General features: G+C 64.2%; 24 protein-coding genes and 2 other RNA genes. 9 read left to right on the top strand and 17 right to left on the bottom strand.

All coding sequences use genetic code 11. The features are described from left to right. Positions 1 to 108: 108 nt before the first annotated feature. A complete protein-coding gene (locus tag ACWHYV_RS00130; protein WP_447978636.1) occupies positions 109 to 612 on the bottom strand; it encodes a DoxX family protein in 504 nt (167 codons plus the stop codon). 136 nt (positions 613 to 748) lie between these two features. On the opposite strand from ACWHYV_RS00130, the gene ACWHYV_RS00125 reads away from it, so the two are divergent. The 3 genes from ACWHYV_RS00125 to arsS all read left to right on the top strand — a co-directional run bounded on the left by ACWHYV_RS00125 (position 749) and on the right by arsS (position 2,553). After that, positions 749 to 1,018 carry a hypothetical protein gene (locus ACWHYV_RS00125; RefSeq protein ID WP_447978635.1) on the top strand — a complete coding sequence of 90 codons (270 nt, stop codon included), beginning with the start codon at positions 749 to 751 and terminating at the stop codon, positions 1,016 to 1,018. Positions 1,019 to 1,094: 76 nt separating this feature from the next. After that, positions 1,095 to 1,427: an arsenosugar biosynthesis-associated peroxidase-like protein gene (locus ACWHYV_RS00120; protein WP_447978634.1), complete on the top strand. Its 333-nt coding sequence runs from the start codon at positions 1,095 to 1,097 to the stop codon at positions 1,425 to 1,427. A 76-nt stretch (positions 1,428 to 1,503) separates the two neighbouring features. Then, positions 1,504 to 2,553, top strand: a complete 1,050-nt coding sequence (gene arsS / locus ACWHYV_RS00115; protein WP_447978633.1) for an arsenosugar biosynthesis radical SAM (seleno)protein ArsS — start codon at positions 1,504 to 1,506, stop codon at positions 2,551 to 2,553. A 65-nt stretch (positions 2,554 to 2,618) separates the two neighbouring features. Here arsS and ACWHYV_RS00110 read toward each other — a convergent pair whose 3' ends face one another. The 6 genes from ACWHYV_RS00110 to ACWHYV_RS00085 form a co-directional block, all read right to left on the bottom strand. After that, complete coding sequence (locus tag ACWHYV_RS00110) at positions 2,619 to 3,149, bottom strand: 2'-5' RNA ligase family protein (protein WP_447978632.1); 531 nt, start codon at positions 3,147 to 3,149, stop codon at positions 2,619 to 2,621. A 17-nt stretch (positions 3,150 to 3,166) separates the two neighbouring features. Beyond that, positions 3,167 to 4,159, bottom strand: a complete 993-nt coding sequence (locus ACWHYV_RS00105; protein WP_447978631.1) for an NAD-dependent epimerase/dehydratase family protein — start codon at positions 4,157 to 4,159, stop codon at positions 3,167 to 3,169. 18 nt (positions 4,160 to 4,177) lie between these two features. Beyond that, positions 4,178 to 4,525 (bottom strand): 4a-hydroxytetrahydrobiopterin dehydratase, encoded by a 348-nt coding sequence (locus ACWHYV_RS00100; RefSeq protein WP_447978630.1) that lies wholly within the window; start codon positions 4,523 to 4,525, stop codon positions 4,178 to 4,180. A gap of 69 nt (positions 4,526 to 4,594) precedes the next feature. Further along, positions 4,595 to 5,392 (bottom strand): chromosome partitioning protein ParB, encoded by a 798-nt coding sequence (locus tag ACWHYV_RS00095; RefSeq protein ID WP_447978629.1) that lies wholly within the window; start codon positions 5,390 to 5,392, stop codon positions 4,595 to 4,597. A 256-nt stretch (positions 5,393 to 5,648) separates the two neighbouring features. Continuing rightward, positions 5,649 to 6,302: a hypothetical protein gene (locus tag ACWHYV_RS00090; protein WP_447978628.1), complete on the bottom strand. Its 654-nt coding sequence runs from the start codon at positions 6,300 to 6,302 to the stop codon at positions 5,649 to 5,651. After that, entirely contained in the window at positions 6,286 to 7,800 is a 1,515-nt protein-coding gene (locus ACWHYV_RS00085) for an ATPase domain-containing protein (protein ID WP_447980670.1), read from the bottom strand. The genes ACWHYV_RS00090 and ACWHYV_RS00085 overlap by 17 nt, the downstream gene beginning before the upstream one ends. 244 nt (positions 7,801 to 8,044) lie before the next feature. On the opposite strand from ACWHYV_RS00085, the gene ACWHYV_RS00080 reads away from it, so the two are divergent. Together ACWHYV_RS00080 and ACWHYV_RS00075 are read left to right on the top strand one after the other, a co-directional pair. Next, entirely contained in the window at positions 8,045 to 8,515 is a 471-nt protein-coding gene (locus ACWHYV_RS00080) for a hypothetical protein (RefSeq protein WP_447978627.1), read from the top strand. Further along, positions 8,512 to 8,922: a DUF3568 family protein gene (locus ACWHYV_RS00075; RefSeq protein WP_447978626.1), complete on the top strand. Its 411-nt coding sequence runs from the start codon at positions 8,512 to 8,514 to the stop codon at positions 8,920 to 8,922. Before ACWHYV_RS00080 ends, ACWHYV_RS00075 begins: the two co-directional genes overlap by 4 nt. A gap of 10 nt (positions 8,923 to 8,932) precedes the next feature. Here ACWHYV_RS00075 and ACWHYV_RS00070 read toward each other — a convergent pair whose 3' ends face one another. From ACWHYV_RS00070 to ssrA (ACWHYV_RS00060), 3 genes are all read right to left on the bottom strand, one after another. Further along, on the bottom strand, positions 8,933 to 9,568 hold the full coding sequence (locus tag ACWHYV_RS00070; protein WP_447978625.1) for a DUF4412 domain-containing protein: 636 nt from the start codon (positions 9,566 to 9,568) through the stop codon (positions 8,933 to 8,935). Positions 9,569 to 9,709: 141 nt separating this feature from the next. Then, complete coding sequence (locus ACWHYV_RS00065; protein WP_447978624.1) at positions 9,710 to 11,395, bottom strand: tetratricopeptide repeat protein; 1,686 nt, start codon at positions 11,393 to 11,395, stop codon at positions 9,710 to 9,712. 631 nt (positions 11,396 to 12,026) lie between these two features. Next, positions 12,027 to 12,309: a transfer-messenger RNA gene (gene ssrA, locus ACWHYV_RS00060) on the bottom strand. Between ssrA (ACWHYV_RS00060) and ACWHYV_RS00055 the strand changes: the two genes are divergently transcribed. After that, entirely contained in the window at positions 12,274 to 12,516 is a 243-nt protein-coding gene (locus ACWHYV_RS00055; RefSeq protein WP_447978623.1) for a DUF433 domain-containing protein, read from the top strand. The two genes, ssrA (ACWHYV_RS00060) and ACWHYV_RS00055, sit on opposite strands and share 36 nt — an antisense overlap. After that, the gene (locus ACWHYV_RS00050) at positions 12,513 to 12,887 is read left to right on the top strand and encodes a DUF5615 family PIN-like protein (RefSeq protein WP_447978622.1); all 375 of its coding nucleotides are present in this window, start codon (positions 12,513 to 12,515) and stop codon (positions 12,885 to 12,887) included. Before ACWHYV_RS00055 ends, ACWHYV_RS00050 begins: the two co-directional genes overlap by 4 nt. A 183-nt stretch (positions 12,888 to 13,070) precedes the next feature. On the opposite strand, the gene ssrA (ACWHYV_RS00045) is transcribed toward ACWHYV_RS00050, so the two are convergent. Continuing rightward, positions 13,071 to 13,421: a transfer-messenger RNA gene (ssrA, locus tag ACWHYV_RS00045) on the bottom strand. Between the two features lie 358 nt (positions 13,422 to 13,779). On the opposite strand from ssrA (ACWHYV_RS00045), the gene ACWHYV_RS00040 reads away from it, so the two are divergent. Then, the gene (locus tag ACWHYV_RS00040) at positions 13,780 to 14,151 is read left to right on the top strand and encodes a response regulator transcription factor (protein WP_447978621.1); all 372 of its coding nucleotides are present in this window, start codon (positions 13,780 to 13,782) and stop codon (positions 14,149 to 14,151) included. A gap of 3 nt (positions 14,152 to 14,154) precedes the next feature. Here the strand turns inward: ACWHYV_RS00040 and smpB are convergent, their stop codons facing one another. Continuing rightward, positions 14,155 to 14,622: an SsrA-binding protein SmpB gene (smpB, locus tag ACWHYV_RS00035; RefSeq protein ID WP_447978620.1), complete on the bottom strand. Its 468-nt coding sequence runs from the start codon at positions 14,620 to 14,622 to the stop codon at positions 14,155 to 14,157. 173 nt (positions 14,623 to 14,795) lie between these two features. On the opposite strand from smpB, the gene ACWHYV_RS00030 reads away from it, so the two are divergent. Beyond that, positions 14,796 to 15,290: a DUF721 domain-containing protein gene (locus ACWHYV_RS00030; RefSeq protein WP_447978619.1), complete on the top strand. Its 495-nt coding sequence runs from the start codon at positions 14,796 to 14,798 to the stop codon at positions 15,288 to 15,290. On the opposite strand, the gene ACWHYV_RS00025 is transcribed toward ACWHYV_RS00030, so the two are convergent. The 5 genes from ACWHYV_RS00025 to dnaA all read right to left on the bottom strand — a co-directional run bounded on the left by ACWHYV_RS00025 (position 15,229) and on the right by dnaA (position 23,618). After that, the gene (locus ACWHYV_RS00025; protein WP_447978618.1) at positions 15,229 to 15,828 is read right to left on the bottom strand and encodes a hypothetical protein; all 600 of its coding nucleotides are present in this window, start codon (positions 15,826 to 15,828) and stop codon (positions 15,229 to 15,231) included. The two genes, ACWHYV_RS00030 and ACWHYV_RS00025, sit on opposite strands and share 62 nt — an antisense overlap. 175 nt (positions 15,829 to 16,003) lie before the next feature. Beyond that, positions 16,004 to 18,484: a DNA gyrase subunit A gene (gene gyrA / locus ACWHYV_RS00020; protein WP_447978617.1), complete on the bottom strand. Its 2,481-nt coding sequence runs from the start codon at positions 18,482 to 18,484 to the stop codon at positions 16,004 to 16,006. Positions 18,485 to 18,601: 117 nt separating this feature from the next. Then, on the bottom strand, positions 18,602 to 21,079 hold the full coding sequence (gyrB, locus tag ACWHYV_RS00015) for a DNA topoisomerase (ATP-hydrolyzing) subunit B (RefSeq protein WP_447978616.1): 2,478 nt from the start codon (positions 21,077 to 21,079) through the stop codon (positions 18,602 to 18,604). A gap of 53 nt (positions 21,080 to 21,132) precedes the next feature. Continuing rightward, on the bottom strand, positions 21,133 to 22,260 hold the full coding sequence (dnaN, locus tag ACWHYV_RS00010) for a DNA polymerase III subunit beta (protein ID WP_447978615.1): 1,128 nt from the start codon (positions 22,258 to 22,260) through the stop codon (positions 21,133 to 21,135). A 14-nt stretch (positions 22,261 to 22,274) separates the two neighbouring features. Beyond that, a complete protein-coding gene (gene dnaA / locus ACWHYV_RS00005; RefSeq protein ID WP_447978614.1) occupies positions 22,275 to 23,618 on the bottom strand; it encodes a chromosomal replication initiator protein DnaA in 1,344 nt (447 codons plus the stop codon).

Raw genomic sequence — 23,618 nt, 5'->3', positions numbered from 1 at the left:
CCACTCCTGGCAGCGGACGCCTGAGATGGTCCCGCGGCAGCTCTCTGCAGGGTAAAGACCCGCTCGCGTCCTGCCTATCAGCGCACGCCCGACACCGCGGTGCCGTATTCACCCGGCGGCTTTGAGCCCGGCGCGGGACGGCGCCCCTGCGCGCTCGGATCCCGAGCGCGACAACCAATGCGCAATCACGCCGTCGACCGACCACCGGCCGCCGCCGATCAGGACCAGCGTCGCGGCAATCCCGATGACCAGCAAATGGTATTCGAACCCCTCGCCCCCTTGCTGGCCGGACCAGTTCATGAAGAAGCCGTACGGCAGATGCGAGGTCCAAACGGCACCCACCATGATCACGGCCAGGCTGGCCGCCGAGAAGCGGGTGAGAAACCCGGCGATCAGCGCCAGGCTGCCGAAGGACTCTCCGAGGATGACGAGCAAGGCAATCAGCCAGGGCAGGTGCATCTGCTCGGTGAAAAACCCCATGGTCCCGGACAATCCGTGTCCTCCGAACCACCCCAAGAGCTTTTGCGCCCCGTGCGGCAGCATCACCGCCCCCACGGTCACGCGCAAGATGAGCCCGCTCCAACTGTCGTCGGTCTGAAACAAGGCTTTCATACGTCCCTCCCGGTCAGATTCGTGATACTCGGTAGAATAATCCTAGCTAGAACTGAAGTCAACCCTCCGGGCCATTGCCCCGGGTGTACAGCCGTCCGAGCGATAGAGTATGATGCGGGCTTCGAGAGCGACCACGATGGCCTCCCAACGACCCGATAAGTCACAACAAGAGTCACAACAAGGGCAGCGTACGGTCCGTGAGGTCGAGCTCTTGCACGTCCAGGTGGCCCGAGAGGGACAGAAGGTGACGGCCCAGTGGGGCCTGCATCCCCAGTTGAAGCAGGACTTGACCGCCGAGGAGTTGCAGGAGATCAAAACCTTGATGGGTCAAGTGACCGCGCTCGTCGGAAAACGCTTTGCTCGCGCCCTGGCCGAGACCGAACCCGACCCACCCGGGACCGCCTGAGGCAATGAGCCGACGGTCCGGTTGAGTCGGTGCAGCGACCTTCCGACCTCGACCGTCAGCTTCCATGGAGACGTCGATGGACACCTATTATCACCCCGGCGACCTTCACAGGTTTGCCGAGATGGGGAAGGGCAACAAGGAGCTGTGGGACAAGTTCTTGAGCTACTACACCGCCGTCTTTGCCGAGGGCGCGCTGAGCGAGCGCGAGAAGGCGCTCATCGCCCTGGGGGTCGCGCATGCCGTGCAGTGTCCGTATTGTATCGATGCCTATACGCAAGCGTGCCTGGAGAAAGGCTCCAACGTCGAAGAGATGACCGAGGCGGTCCATGTGGCCTGCGCGATCCGAGGCGGAGCGTCGCTCGTGCACGGGGTGCAGATGCGCAACGTCTCGGACAAGCTCTCGATGTGACACGGAGACGCCCGCCGATGCATGGGATCCACCTCCCGGTCGCACTCCATCGGTCCTCGCTCGGTGCCGTTCGCCCATGTCGCTGACACTCTTGGCCCGTCACAACCCGCTGGCCTCCACGCAACAGCAACTGCGCGTCTTGTCGCAAACGCAGGCCTGCACCCCCTTCGATGAGCGCTTGCGTCAAGTCGCTCTCGCGCCCCTGCGGGCGACGGGAATCACGGTCCTCCAGGTCAACGTGGGCAAGCTGTGCAATCAGACCTGCCGCCATTGTCACGTCGATGCGGGGCCGGACCGCGAAGAACGCATGAGCCGCGAGACCGCGGAAGAGTGCGTGCGGGTCCTGGCCGAATCGGACATCCCGACCTTGGACATCACCGGCGGCGCCCCTGAGCTGAACCCCCATTTCCGCTGGCTCGTCGAGCAGGCGGCCGCCCTCGGCCGCCGCGTCATGGACCGTTGCAACCTCAGCGTGCTGCTGCTCCCATCCCAGGCCGACCTCGGGGAATTCCTGGCGCGTCACCGCGTGGAAGTGGTGGCGTCGCTCCCGTACTTCCGCCGGACACAGACGGATGCCCAGCGTGGGGGCGGCGTGTACGACAAATCGATCGCGGCGCTGAAGCTGCTGAACCGGCTGGGCTATGGCCGGGAGGGGACCGGGCTCGTCCTCACGCTCGTGCACAACCCGGTGGGCGCGTTCCTCCCGCCGAAGCAAGGCGCCATCGAAAGCCAGTTCCACCGCGAGCTCGCTCGGGAACACGGGATCGTCTTCAACCGCCTGTACACGATCACGAACATGCCCATCAGCCGCTTCCTCGAATTCCTCTTGGAGACTGGCAACTACGACGGCTATATGCAGCGGCTGGCCAACGCGTTCAACCCGTCGGCCGCCGTCGGCGTCATGTGCCGCTACACCCTGTCCGTCGGGTGGGACGGCACCTTGTACGACTGCGACTTCAACCAGATGCTCGATCTGCCCGTCGCGACGCCCGGCCTCACCCACATTCGGCATCTCTCCCGCGCCCGCCTCATCGAGCTTGGCACCCGCCGGATCGTGACCGGCAACCATTGCTATGGCTGCACGGCGGGCGCCGGCAGCTCCTGCGGCGGCGCGGTGGCCACGTAGCGCCTCGATCCTTTCGCCGGCCTCCTCCGCTCGGACCACCGTCGAACACCGTCGCCCCTGGATCGTTACCACGGCCGTTCCGGACTCCGCCCGATCGGGACGGAGGCGATCTCGCGCCACGTCTCCGGTGCATCGCCCTCGGCTTTGACCACCGTGATCGCCGCGGCGGGGCAGGTCATCGGCAGCGGGAGCGCAAGCGACCGGGCGATCTCGGCCCGCGCCTCCCTCGGATGGTCCCCGTACAGCAGGCTCAGATGCGGCCGGTAGGGTTCCCACGTCGCCGTGCCGAGCCGCGCGCGGGCCTCTTCATGAACCTCGAGGAGGTCCGGTGTCGGCTGGATCGTCAAGAACACGCAATGGAAATAGTCCGGCCCGATCCCCGGCTCCACGAGCGTCATCGTGATCGGGCGCCGCGAGGCCGCCAGCGCCGTGCTGCCGGCCACGATCCCCGCCTCCTCGTCGGTGACATGGCCCAGGAGCGTCACGTGCGGCGCGAAGGCGGGACCCTGGTACCGACGAGCCAGCTCGAGAATGGTCCGCGCGAGCAGATCCGCCACAGGACCCGTCGGAGTGAGCCAGAGGTGGTAGGACGGCATGCAGCGACCGCGAGGGCTCAGCCCTTCACGTACCCATTTTCACGAAACCAGGTGAGCGCGTCGCGGATCGCACGCTCGACGGGATGGCGGGGATAGCCGAGCTCCCGAATGCCTTTGGAGCAATCGTAGTGTTGCATGTGCATGAGCGCTTCGATGAAGAACGCGGGCACGGGCGGGGGGCGACGCAAAACGGTTCGGAACACCCATTCCCCGGCTTTCGTCCCATAGCGGGCCACGGGGAAGGGGATCCGGATCTTCGGGGCCCCGACCCCGGCCACGGCGGCGATCAGCGCGGCCAAATCCTTCTGCGTCGTGTTCCAGTTGCCGAGAATATAGCGCTCCCCGACGCGGCCCCGTTCCGCCGCTGCAATCATGCCCTCGGCGACGTCCCGGACGTCGATCGCATTCACCGGCGCCTGGACGTAGCCCGGCGCCAGGCGCTTGGCAATCATCACGATCTGCGTCCCGCTCGTCGGCTTGCGGTCATACGGGCCGTAAAAGGCGGTCGGGTTGACGACGACCGCCGGCACACCCGCGCGCGCGGCGTCGAGCACGGCCTGCTCCATCGCCGCCTTGACCGAAAGGTAGGGATTATCGGGAAACCGCGAGACGAACGGGCACGTTTCATCGGCGAGGCGCCCGGGCTCCGGGGGAAACCCGATCGTGGTGAGACTGCTGGTGAAGACGAGCCGCGGGACCCCGGTCTCGCGCACGGCGGAGAGGAGGGCGTCGGTTTGTGCCAGGCCGCGCCGACAGGCCTCGGCGGCGGGGATCGTGGCGGTCGGGTAGTAACTCGCGGCCTGATACACCACGTCCATCCCGCGACACGCTTGGTGAATCGAGGGCGGATCGTCGAGGTCGCCGTACATCCGGTCCAGCGCGAGCCCGTTGAGCGTCTGGGCGGCATGGCTGCGCCTGAGCAGGACGCGAACCGATACGCCATGGTCGAGGAGGGCGCGGACCAGATTCGCGCCCAAGAGCCCCGTCGCACCGATGACGAGAGCGGGCATAGCAGCCCCGGGGTGGGATTACGCAGCCGAGCGCAGGGAGTCGAACGCGCGGTCCGCTTTGGCGGCCAGGTAAAAATCGCTTTCGGTCAAGCCGTTGATCTTGTGCGTCCAGATCTCGACCTTGCACTTACCCCACGCCAGATAGAAGTCGGGGTGATGGCCCTCGGCCTCCGCGATCGCGCCGACCTTGTTGACGAACGCCAGCGCCTCGGCAAAATCCTTGAACGTGTAGAGCCGCTCCAGATGGCCGTCCTTGTTGAGTTGCCATCCCCGACCGAGCTGACCGAGCAGCTCTTCGGCCTTGGGGCGTTCCATCGGAGGGACGCCGCCCCGGCACGGAATGCACTGGTTGTCTGCCAAGCTCATGATCATCCTCCGCGTACAAGAAGGCTCGAAGTCTACCAGCCTTCTCCGAGGCCCGCAACGCGGGCGCCCTCAGTCCGTCTCCTCGGGGACGCCTCCCGTCTTGGCGAGATCCTCGGAACGGATCTTTTCGGGGTTGAACCCCTGCGCCGCCTTCGTCATACGCGCGATCGTCTCGTCGAACGACAGCGGCGCGGCGTCCTTGGGTCGAAAGCGCAGCGGGTTGATACGGGCGACGACGAAGCTCTTCAAATACGGGCTCGTGAGCCCGCGGGCCTTGAGCGCCTCGACCTTCTCGTTGACCACGTCATCGAGCGCCAGGAGCGCGCGGGCCCGTGCCTCCCGGACCGCGAGCGCCTGGCCGCAGGGGCGGGCGACGAAGGCCTCGACCCGCTTGAGCACCGGATGGTAGGCGCCGCCGCTGAAGCGCGGCCGCTGCTCATAGCACAGCCCCAGCGTGATCAAGCCAGGCTCCTCGAACTCCAAGGCGCACGCCTCTTCGCTCAGCTCCCCCAGGCGGGCGAACTCCCGATACATCCGGATCACCTCGAGCGCCTTTTCGCGCAGGTTGTGCGCCTTCTCGGTATTGAGCGCGAGGATCTGATAGGCAACCGCCGGCTCCGGCACGACGATCGCGGTGATGCTCTTGGCGCCCAGCGTGCGCATGGCGGACAGCCGATGATGGCCGTTCGGCGTCCAATACCGAATCGATTCCTCCGTCGGGGTCGTCGCCCGTACGGCGATGATCGGATCGAGAAAGCGTCCGATCTTGCTGATCACCGCCTCGAGCCGTTTCACGTGCGCGTCCGAAAGATTCCGCTGATAGGGAGTGGCCGCCACCCGATCGATGGGGAGAGCGGCGAGCACCATCCACTTCCCGCCGTAGGGATCGCGGTACGTGGCAAGCGGCTGACCGCCGTCCGCGGCGATGTTGTGATGGAGCCCGGCTACGTCGGCAGGGGGCGGCCGCTTGCAGCTCGGTCGCGCTCAAGCCGACCGCCGCACCGGCCGGCTTCCGGCGGCGGCGCCCGGCCCCCGGTGCGCGCGGGCGTGACGGCTTCCTCTCGGCCATGGGGCTATCGTAGGCAAGCACGGCGGAAAAAGAAAGACCGGCCGACTTGGAGGGTCACGAACGATGATGCGGTGAACGATCGTGGGTCGCGACAGGGTGGTCGCCGCCGCCCGGGTCGGGCTCCCGGCCATCCGATTCCTTGCGCTGGAGCGCCTGCTTCAGCGCTTGGTTTTCCCTCTCCAACTCGATCATGCGGAGCTCCCGGCCGACGACCACCTGCTCGAACTTCTCGAGATCGTGGATCTTGTCCTGCAATTCCGCCTTGGACTCTTCGAGTTTTCTCAGCAGCTCGCGGACCTGGTATTGACGACGGCGGCTTCTCAACGCCACCTGCACCGCGGTGATCAGGGTCAGCTTCTGCAAGGGGCGCTCCAGCACCGTGATGTTGCCGATCGGCCGGAGCCGATTCAAGAGCCGGCGGCTTCCCTCGTAGCCCTCTCCCGACGCCGCGAGCAACGCGATCGGGATGTCCGACCAGGCCGGCTGGCCGCCCAGATAGTCCACGAAGAGGGCAAGGTCGGGCGGCGCGATGGCTTCCTGAGCGACGAGCAGGGCGCCGGCTCCGCTGGACGCCTCACGGCACAGATGGGCGACGTTCGTGCAGACAACGGCCTTGAGCCCCGCCTTGCTGAAGGTCTGCTCCGCCAGCGCCGCATCCTTTGCGGTCGACGTCAGGACCAACACCCGTTCTTCAACGTGGTTGAGCATCGCCCCCGGGGCTCCTCAACATCGCCTCGTTGCGTCCCGTATAGGTCGGGACGCCGGTGAGCACGCCATGGAAGTCGGACAGCGGCTCCCCGACCAGGATGCCGTGCGGCTCGATCCTGAACTCCCGGATCGTCCGCTCGTGGGGCCCCGTCCGCTTCTTGAGCACGGACACGGCCTGCTTGACCGCTCCGTCGGCCTCGAAGTACCGCATCAGCAGGACCGCATCGGTGAGATAGGTCAGGTCGGCGGGTGATTGCATCGCCCCCACCAGGCCTTGCTGGGCGAGCACCAGGATCGTGACGACTCCTTGCTGCGCGAGATAGGTCAACAGCTCATGCAATTGCAGGATGAGGAAGTTCTCCTCCACCATCGACTTCATGTAGCCGTTCAAGCTGTCGATGATGATGACCCGGCTGCCCCCCTGCTCCACGGCCCGGCGGATGTGAAACGAGAGTTGACCGGGCGACATCTCGGCCGGATCGACCTGGTGGATCTGGAACAATCCCCGCTTGACGTGCTCGTTGATCCGCCGTCCGATCTCGCCGCGGCGCCGGAGGAGCAGCGCGCGGTTCTCATCGAAGATGTAGCTGGTCACCGGCTCGCCGCGGTCGCAGGCGGCGAGGGCGTACTGCAGCGACAGCGAGGTCTTCCCGCACCCCGACGGCCCCATGATCAGCGTGCTGCTCCCCCGGTCCAGGCCGCCGCCCAAGAGCGCGTCCAACCCCTCTATGCCGCTGGTCAGCACCTCCATCGGTTGGTCGGTCCGGTATTCGGCCGCAACCAAGCGGGGAAACACCCGGACGCCGCCGGTTTCGATCGTAAAGTCGTGAAACCCGCTTCGAAACGGCACGCCGCGGAGCTTGAGCAGGCGAAGTTGCCGCCGGTCGCCGCCGTAGCTCGGGGCCGAGTGGGTCAGGGAGATGACCCCGTGAACGATCGTCTTCACTTGGAGCCCCGCCGCTTCGGACCCCATGTCGTCCAACAGGATCACCGTACATTTTCGGCCGGCGAAGAACTGCTTCAGCGCGAGCATCTGCCGGCGGTAGCGCAGGGGACTCTGAGTGAGCAACCGCATCTCGGCCAGGGAGTCGAACACGACCCGAGCGGGTTTGACCCGCTCGATCTCCTTCAGCATCACGGTCGTCGTTTCATGAAGCTCGACCTCTGAAGGGTGAAAGAGCGTATTCTGCGATTCGGCCTCCAGCTGCTCTTCGACCGTCGAGAGCTCGACGATCTCGATCCCATCCAGGGACCAGCCATGCGCTCGCGCCATCTCGCCCAGCTCTTCTCGATTCTCGGAGAGCGCGATGTACAGGGCCTTCTCCTGATTTCTGACACCTTCGAGCAAGAACTGCATCGCCAAGGTGGTCTTGCCCACCCCCGGGTCGCCTTCGATCAGGTAGACGCGGTGGCGGGGGAGACCCCCGCCCAGGACGTCGTCCAAGCCCTGGATGCCTGTCGCACAACGGTTGGTGTTCTGATGCGCTCTCGCGATCATCATCGGTTCTCCGGAGGTCCGGCCGATGACAGGCCGGTTGAAGGGACCGTATCGAACCTTCTTGGAAAATCCTATCGGAATGGGTCCTACTATTACGTAAGCGGCGACACGACAAGCGGCCACGACTTGGCAGCCGGACGCGTCTCGTGTCAACATGGGCGCAACCGCCGCGGTCCCGCCTCGATCCTGACCCGTCAGGCCGGCGGTGCCACCATCCATCAATCGTGCGAGGGGAGGATTGTCCATGAAGACGTCGCCGCTGCTCATGATCATCGCCGTTGCGCTGCTCCTGTCCCTGCCCGCCTGTGCACGGCACTACGGGTACGGGCACCACCGCGATTCACGGACCTCGATGGAGCGGGGCATGAAAGAGATGAGCGACCTGATCGACCGGACCGTCAAAGACCCGGCCAAGGCCCAGCAGGTCAAGGCGCTGACCAAACAGATCGCGGACGAGGCGTCGGCGTCCATCCGCGAGCGGCGAGAAGCCCACCGCAAGCTGTACGATCTGAACGAGAATTACCATGCTTCGCCCGAGGAGTTCATGAAGATCCTGGACGACTCGCACAACAATTCCATGCGCTCGGCCTCGAAGATCCTGAACCTCCGCTTCCAGATCAAGGATCTCCTGACGCCCGACGAGTGGAAAGCGCTCACCGACGACATGCGCACCTACGCCAACCGGTATTCGGACGGCGAACGCGAGTACCGGTGAGCAGGGCCGCGACGGTCAGGACGCCGGCCGTCTGGGCGGCGACGCTCGTCCTCGCCTGGAGCGTGGCCGGCTGCGCCGCGCTGCTGATCGGCGCAGCCGGTGGGACGGCGGGAGCGGTCTATGTGCTGGGCAAGCTCAAGGAAGAGGTGAATCAGCCGGTCCCCGTCGTACACGAGGCGACGGTCCAGGCGCTCAAGGATCTCGAGGTGCGGGTGGTCGACGACAAGGCCGACAAGTTGACGGCGCGCACGGAAGGCGAGCTGGCGGACGGCCGGCAGGTCTGGATCGATCTCCAGGCGAAGGGGGAGCGGGCCACCGAGCTGACGATCCGAGTGGGCGTGATGGGGGACGAAGCGAGATCCCGTCGCATCCTGGAGGCCATCACGCGGCGCTTGCCGGCTGCGTGACGAGCCCGGGTTATTCGCCGCCCGGTGCCTTCGGCATGAACTTCTCCATGCCCTTCGGCACCTTCCCCGGCATGCCCGGCCGGCCCATACCCGGCATGCCGCCCATGTCCATCTTCGTATACCCCGCCGGCACGGTGAACAGAGCGGGCTCGAGCCGCTTCGGCTCGAGCTTCGTCACTTCCACCCGAACCTGCTCCGCCCCCTCGCGGCTGCGGCTGATCGTCCGCAACGGATACAAGCCCTCCTGGGCCAGCTCGCGCATCCACGCGGGGGACCGGTGGCCGCCGCGGCTCATATCCATGCCGCTCATGCCCATCATGGCCAGATAGTTGCCCAGCCCCTTCGCGACGCACGTCTCGGTTTCCGTCTCGCCGTTCTTCTTCTTGGCCAGCACGATCTCGCAGGGGTGGCCGGCGACCGTCTCGGTCTTGCCGGTCTTGGTGAACGTGTACTCCTCCTTGGCGGCCGCCTCCTTGAGGGCGTTGGCGCTCATCTCGGCCGGCACCTCCATGTACATGCGTTGCTCCGGCATGAGCGACACCCGCGTGTGTGCGTCGCCGTCATAGAGCATCACGATCCCGGGTCCGCCCGCCGTTTTCGGTTCGATGCGGCTCTTGTTCCCCTTGGCGAACACATCGACCTCCATGGCATCCCCCCGGTCGTCACCGTCATCTGAATCAGCCCCTCGAAGTCCCCGGCCCAGGCGGCTCCCACCCAGAGCATCCCCACGGCGATTCCACACAGCACGGTCCGCATACCTTTCCTCCTCGTCCGGTCGGCGCGATCGTCAGCCGGCGTGGCGCCGGCCATACAGCAAGGTGACGTTCAGCCGCCGGCTCGTATAGTCGTCTTTGAAATGGAATCGATCGGTCTCGTGGAAGAGATCCGAGTTGAAGACGATCGCGCGATTCGCCCGGTAGGGGATCGTGATGGCCTTGGCCCCGCTGGCCTCCAAGAACGCTCGGACCGCCGGCTCGTTCTTGGTGCTGTTGTAGGCTCGGAAATTCCAGTCGGCCGGGGCTTCCTTGTCCCAGACGGTCAACCCGCCCGATTCCGGATCGAGGTTGGCCTCGTCGGGCGTGAGCCAAAAGTTCACGTTCACCGCCGCGGCGTCCGCGTGGATGTTCAGGCCGGTCCGGGTGCTGTCGTACTTGAAGGCCCAGGCCTGGGTCAGCCGGTGCTCGTGGAAGATTCCCGGGAATGTGAGCCGCAGCTCCTCGGCGATCTGGAGCAACAAGGGGCACGAAAAGCCGTCCCCCAGGAAGGCGCCGAGATAGCCGTTGTCGTAGTCTCGCTTCCAAATCGTGGATTCGAGACAGAACCGACGCAGCGACGCGAGTGCGTCCTCGGTCAGGAGGTGATCGATATAAGTGACCTCCGGCCGCGTGGCATTGTACCGGGCCTCGATCGCCGGGACGTCGAGGGCCGGGTTGATCGCCCCCGTCGGAAGCTCCGGCGCGTCCCCGTAATGGACGATCCGGTTGAACGACGCGGCGATGGACTCTGCTTCTGGGGAGCTCAGATCGAGTCGGGCCTGACCCTGGTCGATCCGCGCCCGCAACCGAAGCAAGGCGTCGAGGTACGGACGATCCGATGAATCCAGCCGCCCTTCTGCGGCGAGATACTGCATCTGCTCGGCGTCGTGCTTCACCCGGGAAGCCGAGAGAGTGGCGAGCGCGACGGCCTGGCCGCGGTTGTGCTTCAAGTCGGCCGACCGGCGGAGGCAGGCGAGCGCCCGATCGACGCGTCGCTGCCAGAGGTGGACGAAGGCCAGGTGGTAGAGGGCATTGACGTAGTCGGGCTTGAGACGGAGCGCTCGCTCGAAGCACGCCTCCGCTTCCGCCAGCCGCCCTTCCTCCATGAACAGGCTGCCCAAATTGGCGTGCGCTTCGAGATGCCCCGGGGCGAGGCTCAGCGCCTGCTCATATGCGGCCTGGGCCTCCCGCAGATTCCCTTGCTCCTTGAGCGCCACGCCCAGGTTGTTCGACGCCTCGGCGTACTGCGGCCGGAAGGATAGCGCCGCCCGATACGCCGCGACCGCCTCCTCCACGCGGCCCTGTTCACGCAGCACGTTCCCCCGATTGCTGTGCGCCTCCGGATACCGTGGATTGAGCCGGAGCGCCTGATCGTAGGCCGCAAGCGCCTCGCTCCCGGCTCCGCGTTTTTGGAGCACCACGCCATAGTTGAACCAGTACATGGCTTGGCTCGCATCCGCCTGAACGGCACGAGCCAGCAGGCCGGCGGCCCGCTCCAGGCGTCCCGTCTGGTAGGCCGTGAGCCCGAGGAGGTGGAGGGCCTCGGCATGGGTCGGGTCGGCGGCGAGCACCTGCTCATAGAGCGGCTCGGCCGCCCCGTAGCGGCCGGCCCGATGGTGGCCGATGGCTTCTTGAAGGAGCGCACGCACCGCAAGGCCCGACTGGGTCGATGTGGGCTTCTGGACTTTCTCCTGACGCCGCCGCTCGGCCCGGTTCATGAGCTCCCTCATCGACTGTGCCGCAGGCCCTCGGTAGAGGCCTCGTTAAGCTAGGCCGGGGCGGTCAGGCGTGTCAAGCCATACCCGCGACGCGGAGCTCGGTATCCGTCGATTGGCCGTCTTCAGTCGCGTAAGGGATTCCACAGAACCCAGAGGTTCAGCCGAGCCGACTTACGAGGATCGGATGGCGCGAATCACAGGTTTCCCGTGTTGGAGCTCCGGATCAATGATAATTCGCTCATTCATGATCAGTTCCATCGTCCCTCAAAGAAACCCTCGTAAACTGGCGACTGCCTGGCGTGGTACCTCAAGCCTTTCACCGTAAGCTCGCGGTGTTCTCAAGTTTGGAGGTAAGGGGCAGGCGGTGGTGGCGAAGAAGTATCCGGCTTGGATAGAGAAAATAGAGAAATACTTTAGGAGAAAACCAGCGCAACTATCCAGCCGCCCTATTGCTGAAGCGGCCCGCTCAAGCAAGCTTGGGATGAAAGGTGGGTAGGAGACTACTCTCCCTTTGCCATCATCCAAATAAGAACCAATTGACGTGGCAAACGGCTCGGATCAGGAAGGACACTTGAGGTATTGGATCTCCGCCGCGATCTGATCGAACGCCGCGGCTCATGCAAGGTTGGTATGGTGGAGGCCCCGGGAGTTGAACCCGGGTCCGAAGACCTTCAGCGCAACGGATCTACATGCGTAGCCGATCGTTTTGGTTTCGCGATCGCCCACGCCCATCGGCAGGCTTAGAACGACCGCTAGCCCAGTGTGGTCTCGTCCTCAGCCGCTGAGCACCAGCCTTGGACCAGCCTGCTGCATCGCGCCCCCTTAACGATAGGAGCGCCTTGAAGCTCCTCCAGTAGATGCCCTATCATGCTGTTGCCATGAATGACCTGCTCGACCGGATCACCATCAACCCCAACGTTTGCTTCGGCAAGCCTTGCATCAAAGGCACGCGTATCTGGGTCTCCCTGATCCTCGATCTCCTCGCCAATGGCATGAGCGAGCGCGACATTCTGGAGGAATACCCACAACTCGCACATGAGGATATTCTGGCAGCTATTGCCTATGGCGCTGAGGTCGCTCGTGAACGGATCATCCCGGTATCCACCGAGACTAGCGCGTGAGATTCAAGCTGGATGAGAATATTGGCCGCAGCGGGCGTACCCTCTTGGAAATGGCCGGCCATGATGTCGCGACGGTGCGAGACGAAAGTTTGGGAGGCGCAACTGATGAAGCGGTGTTGAAAGTTACGGTGGCTGAAGGCCGCACCCTCATCACGCTTGATCATGATTTCGGTCAGGTCCTGCGCTTTCCTCCCGAAACGACGCACGGGATAGTCATTCTGGAACTGCCCCCTCGCCTCACCCTCGGTTCACTCCACGAACGGCTCCGCGAGTTTCTTGCCGTGCTGAAAACAAGGCCGATGAAGAATGAGTTGTGGATCGTTGAACCCGGCCGCGTTCGCATACATCAACGGGATCATGAGAACGGTTGATGCCCCATAAAAGAAAGGCCCCTGGTCCTCGGGAGCCAGGAGCCGTCATGGATGCTACTAGAAGTATTGGATCTCCGCCGCGGTCTGATCGAACGCCGCGGCTCACGCGAAGGAGGAAATTACTGGTGGTATTGCACCTCCGCGGCGCTTTGATCGAACGCCGCGGCTCAAGCAAGCTTGGTATGGTGGAGGCGCCGGGAGTTGAACCCGGGTCCGAAGACCTTCAGCGCAACGGATCTACATGCGTAGCCGATCGTTTTGGTTTCGCGATCGCCCACGCCCATCGGCAGGCTTAGAACGACCGCTAGCCCAGTGTGGTCTCGTCCTCAGCCGCTGAGCACCAGCCTTGGACCAGCCTGCTGCATCGCGCCCCTTCCACCCCCGCAGGCCTCAGGCGGAGGGACGTCGCGGTCAATTAAGCCGCGAGTGCCAGTTCTTGGTTGGCAGTTGCTTGTTTCCCGGAGGTTTTACGAGTCCCCGAGAGCTCGGCATGCACCGCTGACCTCTTGATCCCCGTCGAAACCGGTCGCCCCCTTTCATCGAGCGTTGAGGTCAGTTGACTATATCCGATGAAGCCCTGTTTTTCCAGATAACCGCCTCCGTGGGACGGTCAAGCGACCACGGCTTCGCGTTTCAGCGGATGATGGGGCCCCGTGAGGCTCGAGTAAGCCGTTCAAGAACAGCCTCTTGGATCGTTTTCACTGCCTGGGCTTGGGGTGAAGCGGGTCCGGGCGGCATCTGGCCAGGTCAGCGGCTCGACAGCCTTCGTACCCCGGAGCCTTGCCCTCATGGAGGCGCCCGGCCACTGCGCCGGGGTCGGGGTGCAGGTCGTCCCCCTGTTAGTCGGGTTCATTCGGTGGTATGGTGGCGAACTGGACGCCGGGGATCCGCGATGAAGACGGTTCTGATCGCTGATGACGAGGAGGACATCAGAATCGTCATCGCGATGAGATTGCAGAGGCTCCAGCACCGCGTCTTGCACGCGATGACCGGTCGAGCCGCGCTGGAGCTGACCCGCCTCGAGCAACCCGATCTGCTGATCCTGGATTGGACGTTGCCCGATATGGCGGGGAAGGAAGTCTTGACGGAGCTGAAACAGGACCCGACGACGGTCGGCATCCCCGTGATCGTCCTCACGGGCATCGATGAACGACGCGAGAAAGCCCAGGCGCTCGCCATCGGAGCCCGCGCGTATCTCGTCAAGCCGGTCAGTATGAGGAGCCTGGAAGAAGCGCTTCAGGCCGTCTTTGAAGAGAACGACTAAGGATCACCGCCGCTTCTTCATCGCCCGCTCGACCTCTCGCCCGGCCTCCCTGGCCTTGATCGACTCCCGGCGATCGTATTGCTTCTTGCCCTTGGCCAGCCCGATCTCCACCTTGGCCTTGCCCTGCGCCGTGAAGTACAGCCGGAGCGGCACGATCGTCAGGCCCTGCTGCTGGGTGCGGCCGAGCAGCTTGTTGATCTCTTTCCGGTGCAGGAGGAGCTTGCGCGACCGGTCGGGATCGTGGTTCATGATGTTGCCGTGACTGTAGGGGCTGATATGGCAGTGGTGCAGGAGCACTTCCCCCTGCTCGACGCTCGCGTAGCTGTCCCGCAGATTCACCTTGCCTTCACGAAGCGACTTGACCTCGGTGCCTTTGAGCACGATCCCCGCCTCGAGCTTGTCCTCGATGTGGTAGTCGTGAAAGGCCTTCCGGTTGGTGGCCACGACTTTTTCGCTCTGCTCTTTGGCCATGGGGAAGCATGATAGCACGAGAGGGGCGCAGAGAGTGGCGCGCTTCTCTTCACGTGAACGCCGGCGCGCCGATGGGCGAAGACCTCCACTTGGCGGATCAACTCGCTGCATCCAATCGAACAGTCGAACTTAGCAGCCTTGACCCACACACAAGACGCTCCTAAGATCACCGCATGGCGTCGTTCATCTCCTTGGCCGCTGCGCTGGACGGTGTCGTCGCTCGCCTCGGCCTGAGCGCGAAGTTGGCCGAGCAGCGGCTGGCACGCGATTGGCCCCTGATCGTCGGTGAGCCGATCGCAGCGCACACCCGGCCGGACGCGATTCGGTACAAGAAGCTCTACTTGATCGCCCGCAACTCGATGTGGCTCCAACAATTGCTGTTCCTGAAGCCGGTGCTCATCGACAAGATCACTCGCGCGGCGGGGGAGGGGGTCGTCACTGATATCGTGCTGCGGGTTGGTGAGATCCCCGAGCACCCGGCAGGCACAGCGCCCCCTGCGAATCGGGCGGAGACACCGGCCGCGCCGCCTCAGGCATTACTGGATGAGGCGGCCCGGCATGCCGGGGCGGTCCAGGATCCCGAGACGAGGGCCCGGCTGACCCAGCTCATGGCGCGGGCGCTGACGGCGACGCCGGGGGCGACGAAGAAGCCTGAACGGGCCCCGTGAAGAGCCGGCGGGAATAGGCTGCGGTCGCCGGAGACTCCTTGCCGCTCATCATCTGATCGATCGGCCCGATCCGTCCCTCCTCGACCCCGTTCTCCAAGCGATAGAATCCTCGGACGGCCTTCTCGAAGGCCTCGCGGACGCTCTGCTCGTCCCGCGCGGGCGAGCCGTTGGCTTCCACATAGCGGTGCAGCATCTCCGGCTCCGCCCAGGCGTCATGGGTAAAGACATAGATCGTGATGCGCTCGTACCGCCCCGCGGGATCGTCCGGCGTCGTCGGTTTGATCTTCATCCGGCCGAAATCCTTCTCGCGCGCCACCTTTTGAAACCGACGGATCAGCGCCTCGATTTCCGTATCGCTCGTATAGACGGGCACATGGACGGCCACCAAGGTCCCTTCCTGTGCGCCGATGCTGTAGGGCGGGATCGATCGGTCGGGACGGGTCAGGAACATGCCGGCCCAGATGAGCGCAAACGCGCCGAAGAAGACGCCCAGCCCGAGCTTCACGACGATGTCGAGTGGCTTGTTCGCGTTCGGCATGGATCCCGGCCGTCGGCTATGGACGCCGGAAGAGGCAGGACGGGGCTGGATCACACCACGGCGCCAACGAGGTAGACGGTGAACGCATGCAGAGGGGGTCGCGAGCGGGCCGCGTACACGGTTCTGTTTCTCCCGACGCCGGTCACGGAGCCGTCCGCTTCAGGGGCGGCCGCCGCTACGAGTCCTCTTCGGGGGCGCCGTTGGCGGCCGGCTCGTCACGCTCACCGGTATCCGCCAGTCGGGCGACCCCGACCACCCGATCGTCCGGCTCCTCCATCTCGAGCAAGCGCACGCCCTGGGTGTTGCGACCCACTTCCCGGATGTCGTCGACCTTGCAGCGCAGGATCTTCCCCTTCGACGACATGATCATGATCTCGTCTTCCCCGCGGACCTGGACGAACCCGACGGCCAAGCCGTTCCGCTCCGTCGTCTTCACGCTGATGATGCCCTTTCCGCCGCGGCCTTGGGTGCGATACTCGGTGACCGGCGTCCGTTTCCCGTACCCCCCTTCGGTGACGGTGAGGATCGCCGTCGTCGAGTCCGGCGTCATGGTCTCCATGCCGATCACTTCGTTGCCTTCTTCCAGCGAGATCCCCCGCACGCCGTGCGCGGTCCTGCCCATCGGCCGGACCTCGTCCTCCTTGAACCGGATGACGATCCCCTGGCGCGTGCCGAGCAGGATCTCCCGCTGCCCATCGGTGATCTGCACGCCGATCAGCTTGTCCCCTTCGTCCAACGAAATGGCGATGATGCCGCCCGCTCGAGGATTCCCATAGGCCGACAGCTCGGTCTTCTTGATGATGCCCTGGCGTGTCGCCATGATGACGTAGCGGTCGTCGCGAAACTCCTTGACCGGGAGGCACGCCGTCACCTTTTCGTCCCCCGAGAGGGCCAGGAGATTGACCATGGCCTTGCCTTTGGCCGCGCGGCCCGCTTCCGGGATCTCGTGCACCTTCAACCAGTAGACCTTCCCCGCGTCCGTGAAGAAGAGCAGGTCGTCGTGCGTCGACGCGGTGAAGAGGGTCTCGACGAAATCCTCGTCCTTGACGCCCATGCCGATCTTGCCCTTGCCGCCTCGGCGTTGCGCGCGATAGAGGGACACGGGGTTGCGCTTGATGTATCCCGCGTGGGTGATCGTGACGACGACCTCTTCCTCCGCGATGAGATCCTCGATGTTGATCTCCGCCTCCTCGGCGAGGATCTGCGTGCGGCGCTCGTCCTTGTACGCTTCTTTGATCGCGGCCAGCTCGTCCTTGATGATCGTCCGCACCAGGGCTTCGCTGCCCAACACCGACCGCAGATATTCGATCCGTTTGAGGACGTCCTGGTACTCTTCGATCAGCTTGGTCCGCTCGAGCTGCGTGAGGCGCTGCAGCTTCATGTCGAGGATGGCGTTCGCCTGAATCTCGGAGAGCTGGAACTCCCGCATCAACCCGCCCCGCGCGATCTCCGGCGACTGCGAGCGGCGGATCAGCTGGATGACCGCGTCCAGGTGATCCAGGGCGATCTTCAACCCTTCCAGGATGTGGGCGCGCTCTTCGGCCTTCCGCAACTCGAACGCCGTCCGGCGAATCACGACCTCGCGGCGGTGCTCGATGAAGTGCTCGAGGATCTGCTTGAGGTTGAGGACCTCGGGCCGGTTGCGGACCAACGCGAGCATGATGACGCCGAACGTCGTCTGCAACTGGGTGTGCTTGTAGAGGTTGTTCAAGACGACCAGGGGAATCTCGCCGCGTTTCAGCTCGATGACGATGCGGTAGCCGTCGCGATCGGACTCGTCGCGCAGATCCGAGATCCCTTCGAGCTTCTTGTCCTGGATCAGCTCGGCGATCCGTTCGATCAGCCGCGCCTTGTTCACCTGGTAAGGAATCTCCGTGACGATGATCCGTTCGCGGTCCGTCCGCTCGTCCGTTTCAATGACCGCTTTCGCGCGCAGCGTGATGAGCCCGCGTCCGGTCTTGTAGGCGTCCCTGATGCCCTGCTTCCCATAGATGAAGGCGGCGGTCGGGAAGTCCGGCCCCGGGATCTTCTTCATCAACTGCTCGATGGTCGCCTCGGGGCTCTCCAGCAGCAGCATGAGCCCGTCGACGACTTCCGCGAGGTTGTGGGTGGGGATCGCCGTCGCATACCCGACCGCGATGCCGTTGGCCCCGTTGATCAAGAGGTTGGGGACCTTGGCCGGTAGCACCAGCGGCTCCATCCGGGACTCGTCGTAGTTCGGGGCGAAATCGACGGTGTCCATGTCGATGTCGGCGAGCATCTCCTCGGCGAGGTTCGTCAAGCGCGCCTCGGTGTACCGCATCGCCGCCGGAGGGTCGCCGTCCACGGAGCCGTAGTTGCCCTGGCCGTCGATGAGCGGATAGCGCATGTTGAAGTCCTGCGCCATCCGAACGAGCGTGTCGTAGATCGCCGAATCTCCGTGGGGATGGTAGTTCCCCATGATCTCTCCGACGATCTTCGCCGACTTGCGGTACGGCCGGTTGTGCGCCAAGCCCATCTCGTTCATGCCGTGCAGGATGCGGCGATGGACCGGCTTCAGGCCGTCGCGCACGTCCGGCAAGGCGCGCCCGACGATCACGCTCATCGCGTAATCGAGATAGGACGACCGCATCTCGTCTTCGATGTTGATCTGGACTAGGCGCTCATCAAGGGGCATGGTGTCTCTTTCGGGAGTGACGAGTGATGAATGCAGAGTGACGAATGGAAGTCAGCACGTTCCGCTCTTTGCCCCCTATTCATCACTCATCGCTCATCATTCATCACTTGTTGGGAGTTACACGTCCAGGTTCTTCACTTCCAGCGCGTGGGCTTGGATGAAATTGCGGCGCGGCTCGACTTCGTCGCCCATCAGGGTGGAGAAGATGTCCTCGACTCCGGCGATATCCTCGAGCTTGACCTGGAGCAAGGTGCGGCTCTCGGGGTTCATGGTCGTCTCCCAGAGCTGCTCGGGATTCATCTCGCCGAGACCTTTGTACCGCTGGATCCCGATGCCCTTCTTGCCGGTCTCCAGGATCGCCCGGACCAGCTCCGCGGTGTCGTGGTACTCGGTCTCCACCTCCCCAACCTTCATCTTGTACGGCGGCTTGCCGACCCCGATGGCCGAGGGGGCCAGCCGCTGCAGCTCCCGGAAATCGGCCGAGCCCACCAAGTCGTGGGTGATCTCCAGGGTGTGCACCATGCCGCTCGTCGGCACCCGGCAAATGATCTTGTGCGACTGGTGCTCTTCTTCGACGGCCGTCTCGACCTGGATCTGGTCCTTGGCTTTCGGATAGACGAGCGCCAAGGACTTCTTCGCCGAGGCGATCACGTTCATGAGCGCCGGTTGGTTCTTCAAGAGCTCGCGATCCAACGTCGGCTCGTCGACGAACGCCCGGAGGATCCCCGTCTCGTGCTGCTTCTTCCCGAGGCGCGCCAAGAGACCCTCGAAGGCGATCAGCTTCTTGAGGAACGGGAGCAGCCGGCGCCCCGTCACGTAGCCTTGCGCGTGCTCGAGGTAGACCTCCACCTCCTCCACCGCCAGATCCGACAGGTACTCGTTCAGCGCGGGTTCGTCCTTCAGGTAGCGCTCGGTCTTCCCCTTTTTCACTTTGAAGAGCGGCGGCTGCGCGATGTAGATGTAGCCCCGGTCGATGAGCTCGGTCATCTGCCGGTAGAAGAACGTGAGCAGCAGGGTCCGGATATGGCTCCCGTCCACGTCGGCGTCGGTCATGAGGATGATCTTGTGGTAGCGCGCCTTCGTGATGTCGAAGGCCTCCTTGTCCTCCTTGCCCTCCTGCTTCCGTCCGATCCCGGTCCCCAGGGCCATGATGAGGACGCGGATCTCCTCGCTCGAGAGCATCTTGTCGAAGCGCGCCCGCTCCACGTTCAGGATCTTCCCCTTGATCGGGAGGATGGCCTGAAACTTCCGGTCGCGGCCCTGCTTGGCCGAGCCGCCGGCCGAGTCCCCTTCGACGATGAACAGCTCGCTGTGCGCCGGGTCCTTCTCGGAGCAGTCCGCGAGCTTCCCCGGCAAGGAGCCGGCGTCCAGCGCGCTCTTCCGCCGGATCAGGTCCTTGGCCTTGCGGGCGGCTTCCCGCGCGCGGGCCGCATCGATCGCCTTCTGGACGATCTTCCGGGCGATCGTGGGGTTCTCTTCGAAATAGGTCCCGAGGGCCTCGTTGACCGCGGCTTCGACGATGCCCTTGACCTCGCTGTTGCCCAGCTTGGCCTTCGTCTGTCCTTCGAACTGCGGGTTGCGCACCTTGACGCTGACGACCGCCGTCAAGCCTTCGCGCACGTCGTCGCCGGTGAGCGACTCCATGTCCTTCTTCAGGAGGTCGTTCGCGTTCGCGTAGGTGTTGATCGTACGGGTCAAGGCCGCCTTGAACCCGACCAGGTGCGTCCCGCCCTCACGCGTGTTGATGTTGTTCGCGAACGAGAAGATGTTCTCGGCGTACCCGTCGTTGTACTGGAGCGCCACCTCGAGGATCAGATCCGGCTTCTGGACCTCGACGAAGATGGGTTTGTGGAGGGGGGTCTTCGCCTCGTTGAGGTGCTCGACGAACTCCTTGATGCCGCCCTTGTACCGGAAGACCTGCTCTTTTTCCTTCCGCTCGTCCTTGAGCGTGATCGCCAGGCCCTTGTTCAAGAAGGCCAGCTCGCGCAAGCGCTGGGCGAGCGTATCGTAGCTGAACTCCAGGGTCTCGAAGATCTGCCCGTCCGGCTTGAAGGTGACCTTCGTGCCCCGTTTCTTCGTCTTCCCGGTCACGGCCAGCGGGGCCAGCGGCTTTCCCCGTTCGTACCGCTGCTCGAACACCTGGCCGTCCTGCCAGATCTCGAGCTCCAGCCACTCCGAGAGCGCATTGACGACCGAGATGCCGACCCCGTGCAGACCGCCGGAGACCGTATAGGCGCCCTGCTCGAACTTCCCGCCCGCGTGCAGGACCGTCAATGCCACCTCGGCGGCCGATTTCTTTTGCGTCGGGTGCATGCCGGTGGGGATGCCCCGCCCGTTGTCGACGACCGTGACGCTGCCGTCGATGTGGATGGTCACCTCGATCGTCTCGCCGAACCCCGCCATGTGCTCGTCGACGCTGTTGTCCACCACCTCGTAGACGAGGTGATGGAGGCCCTCCGGGCCCGTGCTGCCGATGTACATGGCCGGCCGCTTGCGGACCGCGTCGAGCCCTTCGAGCACCTTGATCTGATCCGCGCTGTAACTGTCGGATTTCTTCGGCGCGTCGGCGTCCTGGTTGTCGATCTCGTTCGTCATTCTTCTCCTGGCCTTTAACGCTCTCAGCGATCAGCCGTCAGCTTTCAGCATCCTCACACCTTGATCGGCATGACGACGCAGGTAAACCCGGCGTTGCCGGGCTCCTTCAGCAGGCACGGGCTGAGCGGCGTGTCCATCTGCAAGGCGACCGATTCCCCGTCGACCACGCCGAGCACGTCGAGCAGATAGCGGGCGTTGAAGCCGGTGGTGAGCTCGGTGCCCGTGTTTTTCACCGGCAGCTCCTCCGTCGCCTCCCCGAAGTCCGGATTGCTCGAAAACAAGGTCACGCGATCCTGCGCAAAGGTGACCTTCACGGCGTTGGTCTTGTCGCGGGACAGCACGGCCACGCGCCGCAGCGCGCCCTCCAGCTCCCGCTTGTCGAGGAGCACCTGCTTGCCGGTCTCTTTCGGGATGACTTGCTGGTAGTTCGGGTAGTTGCCCTCCATCAGGCGGCTCGTCAGCAGGAGCCCGCTCTTTCGAAAGATCATCAGGTTCTTCGTGAACCCAATCAACGGCTCCCCGTCGCCCCCCTCTTCGAGCAGCCGGCGCATCTCGTGCGCCGCCTTCTTGGGGATGATGGCCTTCATCTCCTTCGGCGCATCCTTCGGCATGGCGCCGCTCATGTCCTGCTCGGCCACCGCAAGGCGATGGCCGTCCGTGCCGACGAGGCGAAGCGTGGCCTTCTTGTCCGTCCCGACCAGGGTCACGAGGAGGCCGTTCAAGATGTACCGGGCGTCGTTGTCGCCGACCGCAAAGAGCGTTTTCCGGATCAGGTCGATGAGCCCCACGCCGGCCAGCGGGGTCAGGCTCTCCCGGTCGATCGCCGGCATCTGGGGATACTCGCTGCTCGGGAGGCCGACGATCTTGAACTGGCTCTTCCCGGCCCGAATGGTCGTCCACTTGTTCTCGGACACGGTCAGCTCGAGCTCGCCGTCCCCGAGCTCCTTCAAGATCTCGTAGAGCTTCCGCGCGGACACCGTGACCGTGCCGGGCTCCTCCACCGTCGCCTTGTAGAGACCCCGCATGCCGATCTCGAGATCGGTCGCGAGGATGTCCACGCCGTCCACCTTCGCCTCAAGGAGAATGTTCGACAGGATCGGCATCGTGTTGCGTTTTTCGACGACGCCCTGGACTCGTTGGAGCCCGGTCAGCAGCTCGTCCCGCGAAATTCGTAACTTCATGAGGTGCTCCCCCTTTACCCCTTCGTGATGTGCTCCTTGAGGCTCTCGATCGTGGACTTGAGCGTCACGTCCGATTCCTTGGCCTTCGCGATCTGCTTGCACGCATGGATGATCGTCGTATGGTCCTTGCCTCCGAAGTGCCGGCCGATTTCGGGAAAGGAGGCGTTGGTCAGCTCCCGGCACAGATACATCGCGATCTGCCGGGGATGGACGAGCGTCTTGCTCCGGCGGCGTGACTTCATCTCGGAGATCTTGACGTGGAACCGCTCCGCGACCGCTTCCTCGATGTCGTCCATCGTGATGATCTTCTTCTTCTCGCCGATGATGTCCCGCAGGACGTTCTTGGCCATGTCCATCGTGATCGGTTGCCCGGTCAGCGAGGAGTAGGCCCCCAACCGCACCAAGGACCCTTCCAACTCGCGGATGTTGCTCTTCATCATCGTCGCGAGGAAATGGATGACTTCATCGGGCAGGGCGATGCCTTCGTCATCGGACTTCTTGCGCAAGATCGCGATGCGCGTCTCGACGTCCGGCGGCTGGAGGTCGGCGATCAGTCCCCACTCGAACCGCGAGCGCAGCCGTTCTTCCATGTCCGGCATTTCCTTCGGGAACCGGTCGCTCGAGAGCACGATCTGCTTTTGCGCCTCATAGAGCGTGTTGAACGTATGGAAGAACTCCTCCTGGGTCCGTTCCTTCCCGGCCAAGAACTGCACGTCGTCGACCAGCAGCATGTCGATGTTGCGGTAGCGCTTGCGGAGGTCGATCATCTTGTCGTAGCGGATCGAGTTGATGACCTCGTTCGTGAACTGCTCGGTGGTCACATACGCGATCCGCATGTCCGACCGTTCGGCCAGGTGATTGCCGATCGCGTTCAAGAGATGCGTCTTCCCAAGACCCACGCCGCCGTAGATGAACAGCGGGTTATAGGCCTTGGCCGGCGCATCTGCGACCGCTCGGCTGGCGGCATGCGCGAACTGATTGCTCGCTCCGACCACGAAGCTGTCGAACGTGTACTTCGGGTTCAGATGGGCGCTCTTCCGCGGGCGGGTCGCTTGAGCCGCCCGTGCGGTCGCGTGTTGCGCAAGCCCGGTCTTCTCGGACGCGCGATCGCCGGTCACGAACGCCACCGTGATGTCCCCGGGGCTCCGCCCCGTCGCGATCGCACAGGCTTCCGTCAAGAGGTCACCGTAATGCTCGGTGAGCCACTCGCCGAAGAACCGGTTGGGGACTTCGAGCTTGAGCGAAGAATCATCTATCCCATTGAAATGTAGAGGAAGAAACCATGTGTCGAACACCTGCTTGGGGACGCGTCCCTCGATGTACGCCAGCGCTTCTCCCCAGACAGCCTCGACCTTCAT

This window comes from Candidatus Nitrospira bockiana, from assembly GCF_965152565.1.
The sequence above is the reverse complement of the archived record's forward strand: the minus strand, read 5'-3'. Positions and strand labels throughout refer to the sequence as shown.

Excerpts from the sequence above, each read along its gene's own strand:
- ACWHYV_RS00130 (WP_447978636.1), bottom strand. The coding sequence starts at position 612 with ATGAAAGCCTTGTTTCAGACCGACGACAGTTGGAGCGGGCTCATCTTG.
- ACWHYV_RS00125 (WP_447978635.1), top strand. The coding sequence starts at position 749 with ATGGCCTCCCAACGACCCGATAAGTCACAACAAGAGTCACAACAAGGG.
- ACWHYV_RS00120 (WP_447978634.1), top strand. The coding sequence starts at position 1,095 with ATGGACACCTATTATCACCCCGGCGACCTTCACAGGTTTGCCGAGATG.
- arsS (WP_447978633.1), top strand. The coding sequence starts at position 1,504 with ATGTCGCTGACACTCTTGGCCCGTCACAACCCGCTGGCCTCCACGCAA.
- ACWHYV_RS00110 (WP_447978632.1), bottom strand. The coding sequence starts at position 3,149 with ATGCCGTCCTACCACCTCTGGCTCACTCCGACGGGTCCTGTGGCGGAT.
- ACWHYV_RS00105 (WP_447978631.1), bottom strand. The coding sequence starts at position 4,159 with ATGCCCGCTCTCGTCATCGGTGCGACGGGGCTCTTGGGCGCGAATCTG.
- ACWHYV_RS00100 (WP_447978630.1), bottom strand. The coding sequence starts at position 4,525 with ATGAGCTTGGCAGACAACCAGTGCATTCCGTGCCGGGGCGGCGTCCCT.
- ACWHYV_RS00095 (WP_447978629.1), bottom strand. The coding sequence starts at position 5,392 with ATGGTGCTCGCCGCTCTCCCCATCGATCGGGTGGCGGCCACTCCCTAT.
- ACWHYV_RS00090 (WP_447978628.1), bottom strand. The coding sequence starts at position 6,302 with ATGCTCAACCACGTTGAAGAACGGGTGTTGGTCCTGACGTCGACCGCA.
- ACWHYV_RS00085 (WP_447980670.1), bottom strand. The coding sequence starts at position 7,800 with ATGATCGCGAGAGCGCATCAGAACACCAACCGTTGTGCGACAGGCATC.
- ACWHYV_RS00080 (WP_447978627.1), top strand. The coding sequence starts at position 8,045 with ATGAAGACGTCGCCGCTGCTCATGATCATCGCCGTTGCGCTGCTCCTG.
- ACWHYV_RS00070 (WP_447978625.1), bottom strand. The coding sequence starts at position 9,568 with ATGGAGGTCGATGTGTTCGCCAAGGGGAACAAGAGCCGCATCGAACCG.
- ACWHYV_RS00065 (WP_447978624.1), bottom strand. The coding sequence starts at position 11,395 with ATGAACCGGGCCGAGCGGCGGCGTCAGGAGAAAGTCCAGAAGCCCACA.
- ACWHYV_RS00055 (WP_447978623.1), top strand. The coding sequence starts at position 12,274 with ATGAATGACCTGCTCGACCGGATCACCATCAACCCCAACGTTTGCTTC.
- ACWHYV_RS00040 (WP_447978621.1), top strand. The coding sequence starts at position 13,780 with ATGAAGACGGTTCTGATCGCTGATGACGAGGAGGACATCAGAATCGTC.
- smpB (WP_447978620.1), bottom strand. The coding sequence starts at position 14,622 with ATGGCCAAAGAGCAGAGCGAAAAAGTCGTGGCCACCAACCGGAAGGCC.
- ACWHYV_RS00030 (WP_447978619.1), top strand. The coding sequence starts at position 14,796 with ATGGCGTCGTTCATCTCCTTGGCCGCTGCGCTGGACGGTGTCGTCGCT.
- ACWHYV_RS00025 (WP_447978618.1), bottom strand. The coding sequence starts at position 15,828 with ATGCCGAACGCGAACAAGCCACTCGACATCGTCGTGAAGCTCGGGCTG.
- gyrA (WP_447978617.1), bottom strand. The coding sequence starts at position 18,484 with ATGCCCCTTGATGAGCGCCTAGTCCAGATCAACATCGAAGACGAGATG.
- gyrB (WP_447978616.1), bottom strand. The coding sequence starts at position 21,079 with ATGACGAACGAGATCGACAACCAGGACGCCGACGCGCCGAAGAAATCC.
- dnaN (WP_447978615.1), bottom strand. The coding sequence starts at position 22,260 with ATGAAGTTACGAATTTCGCGGGACGAGCTGCTGACCGGGCTCCAACGA.
- dnaA (WP_447978614.1), bottom strand. The coding sequence starts at position 23,618 with ATGAAGGTCGAGGCTGTCTGGGGAGAAGCGCTGGCGTACATCGAGGGA.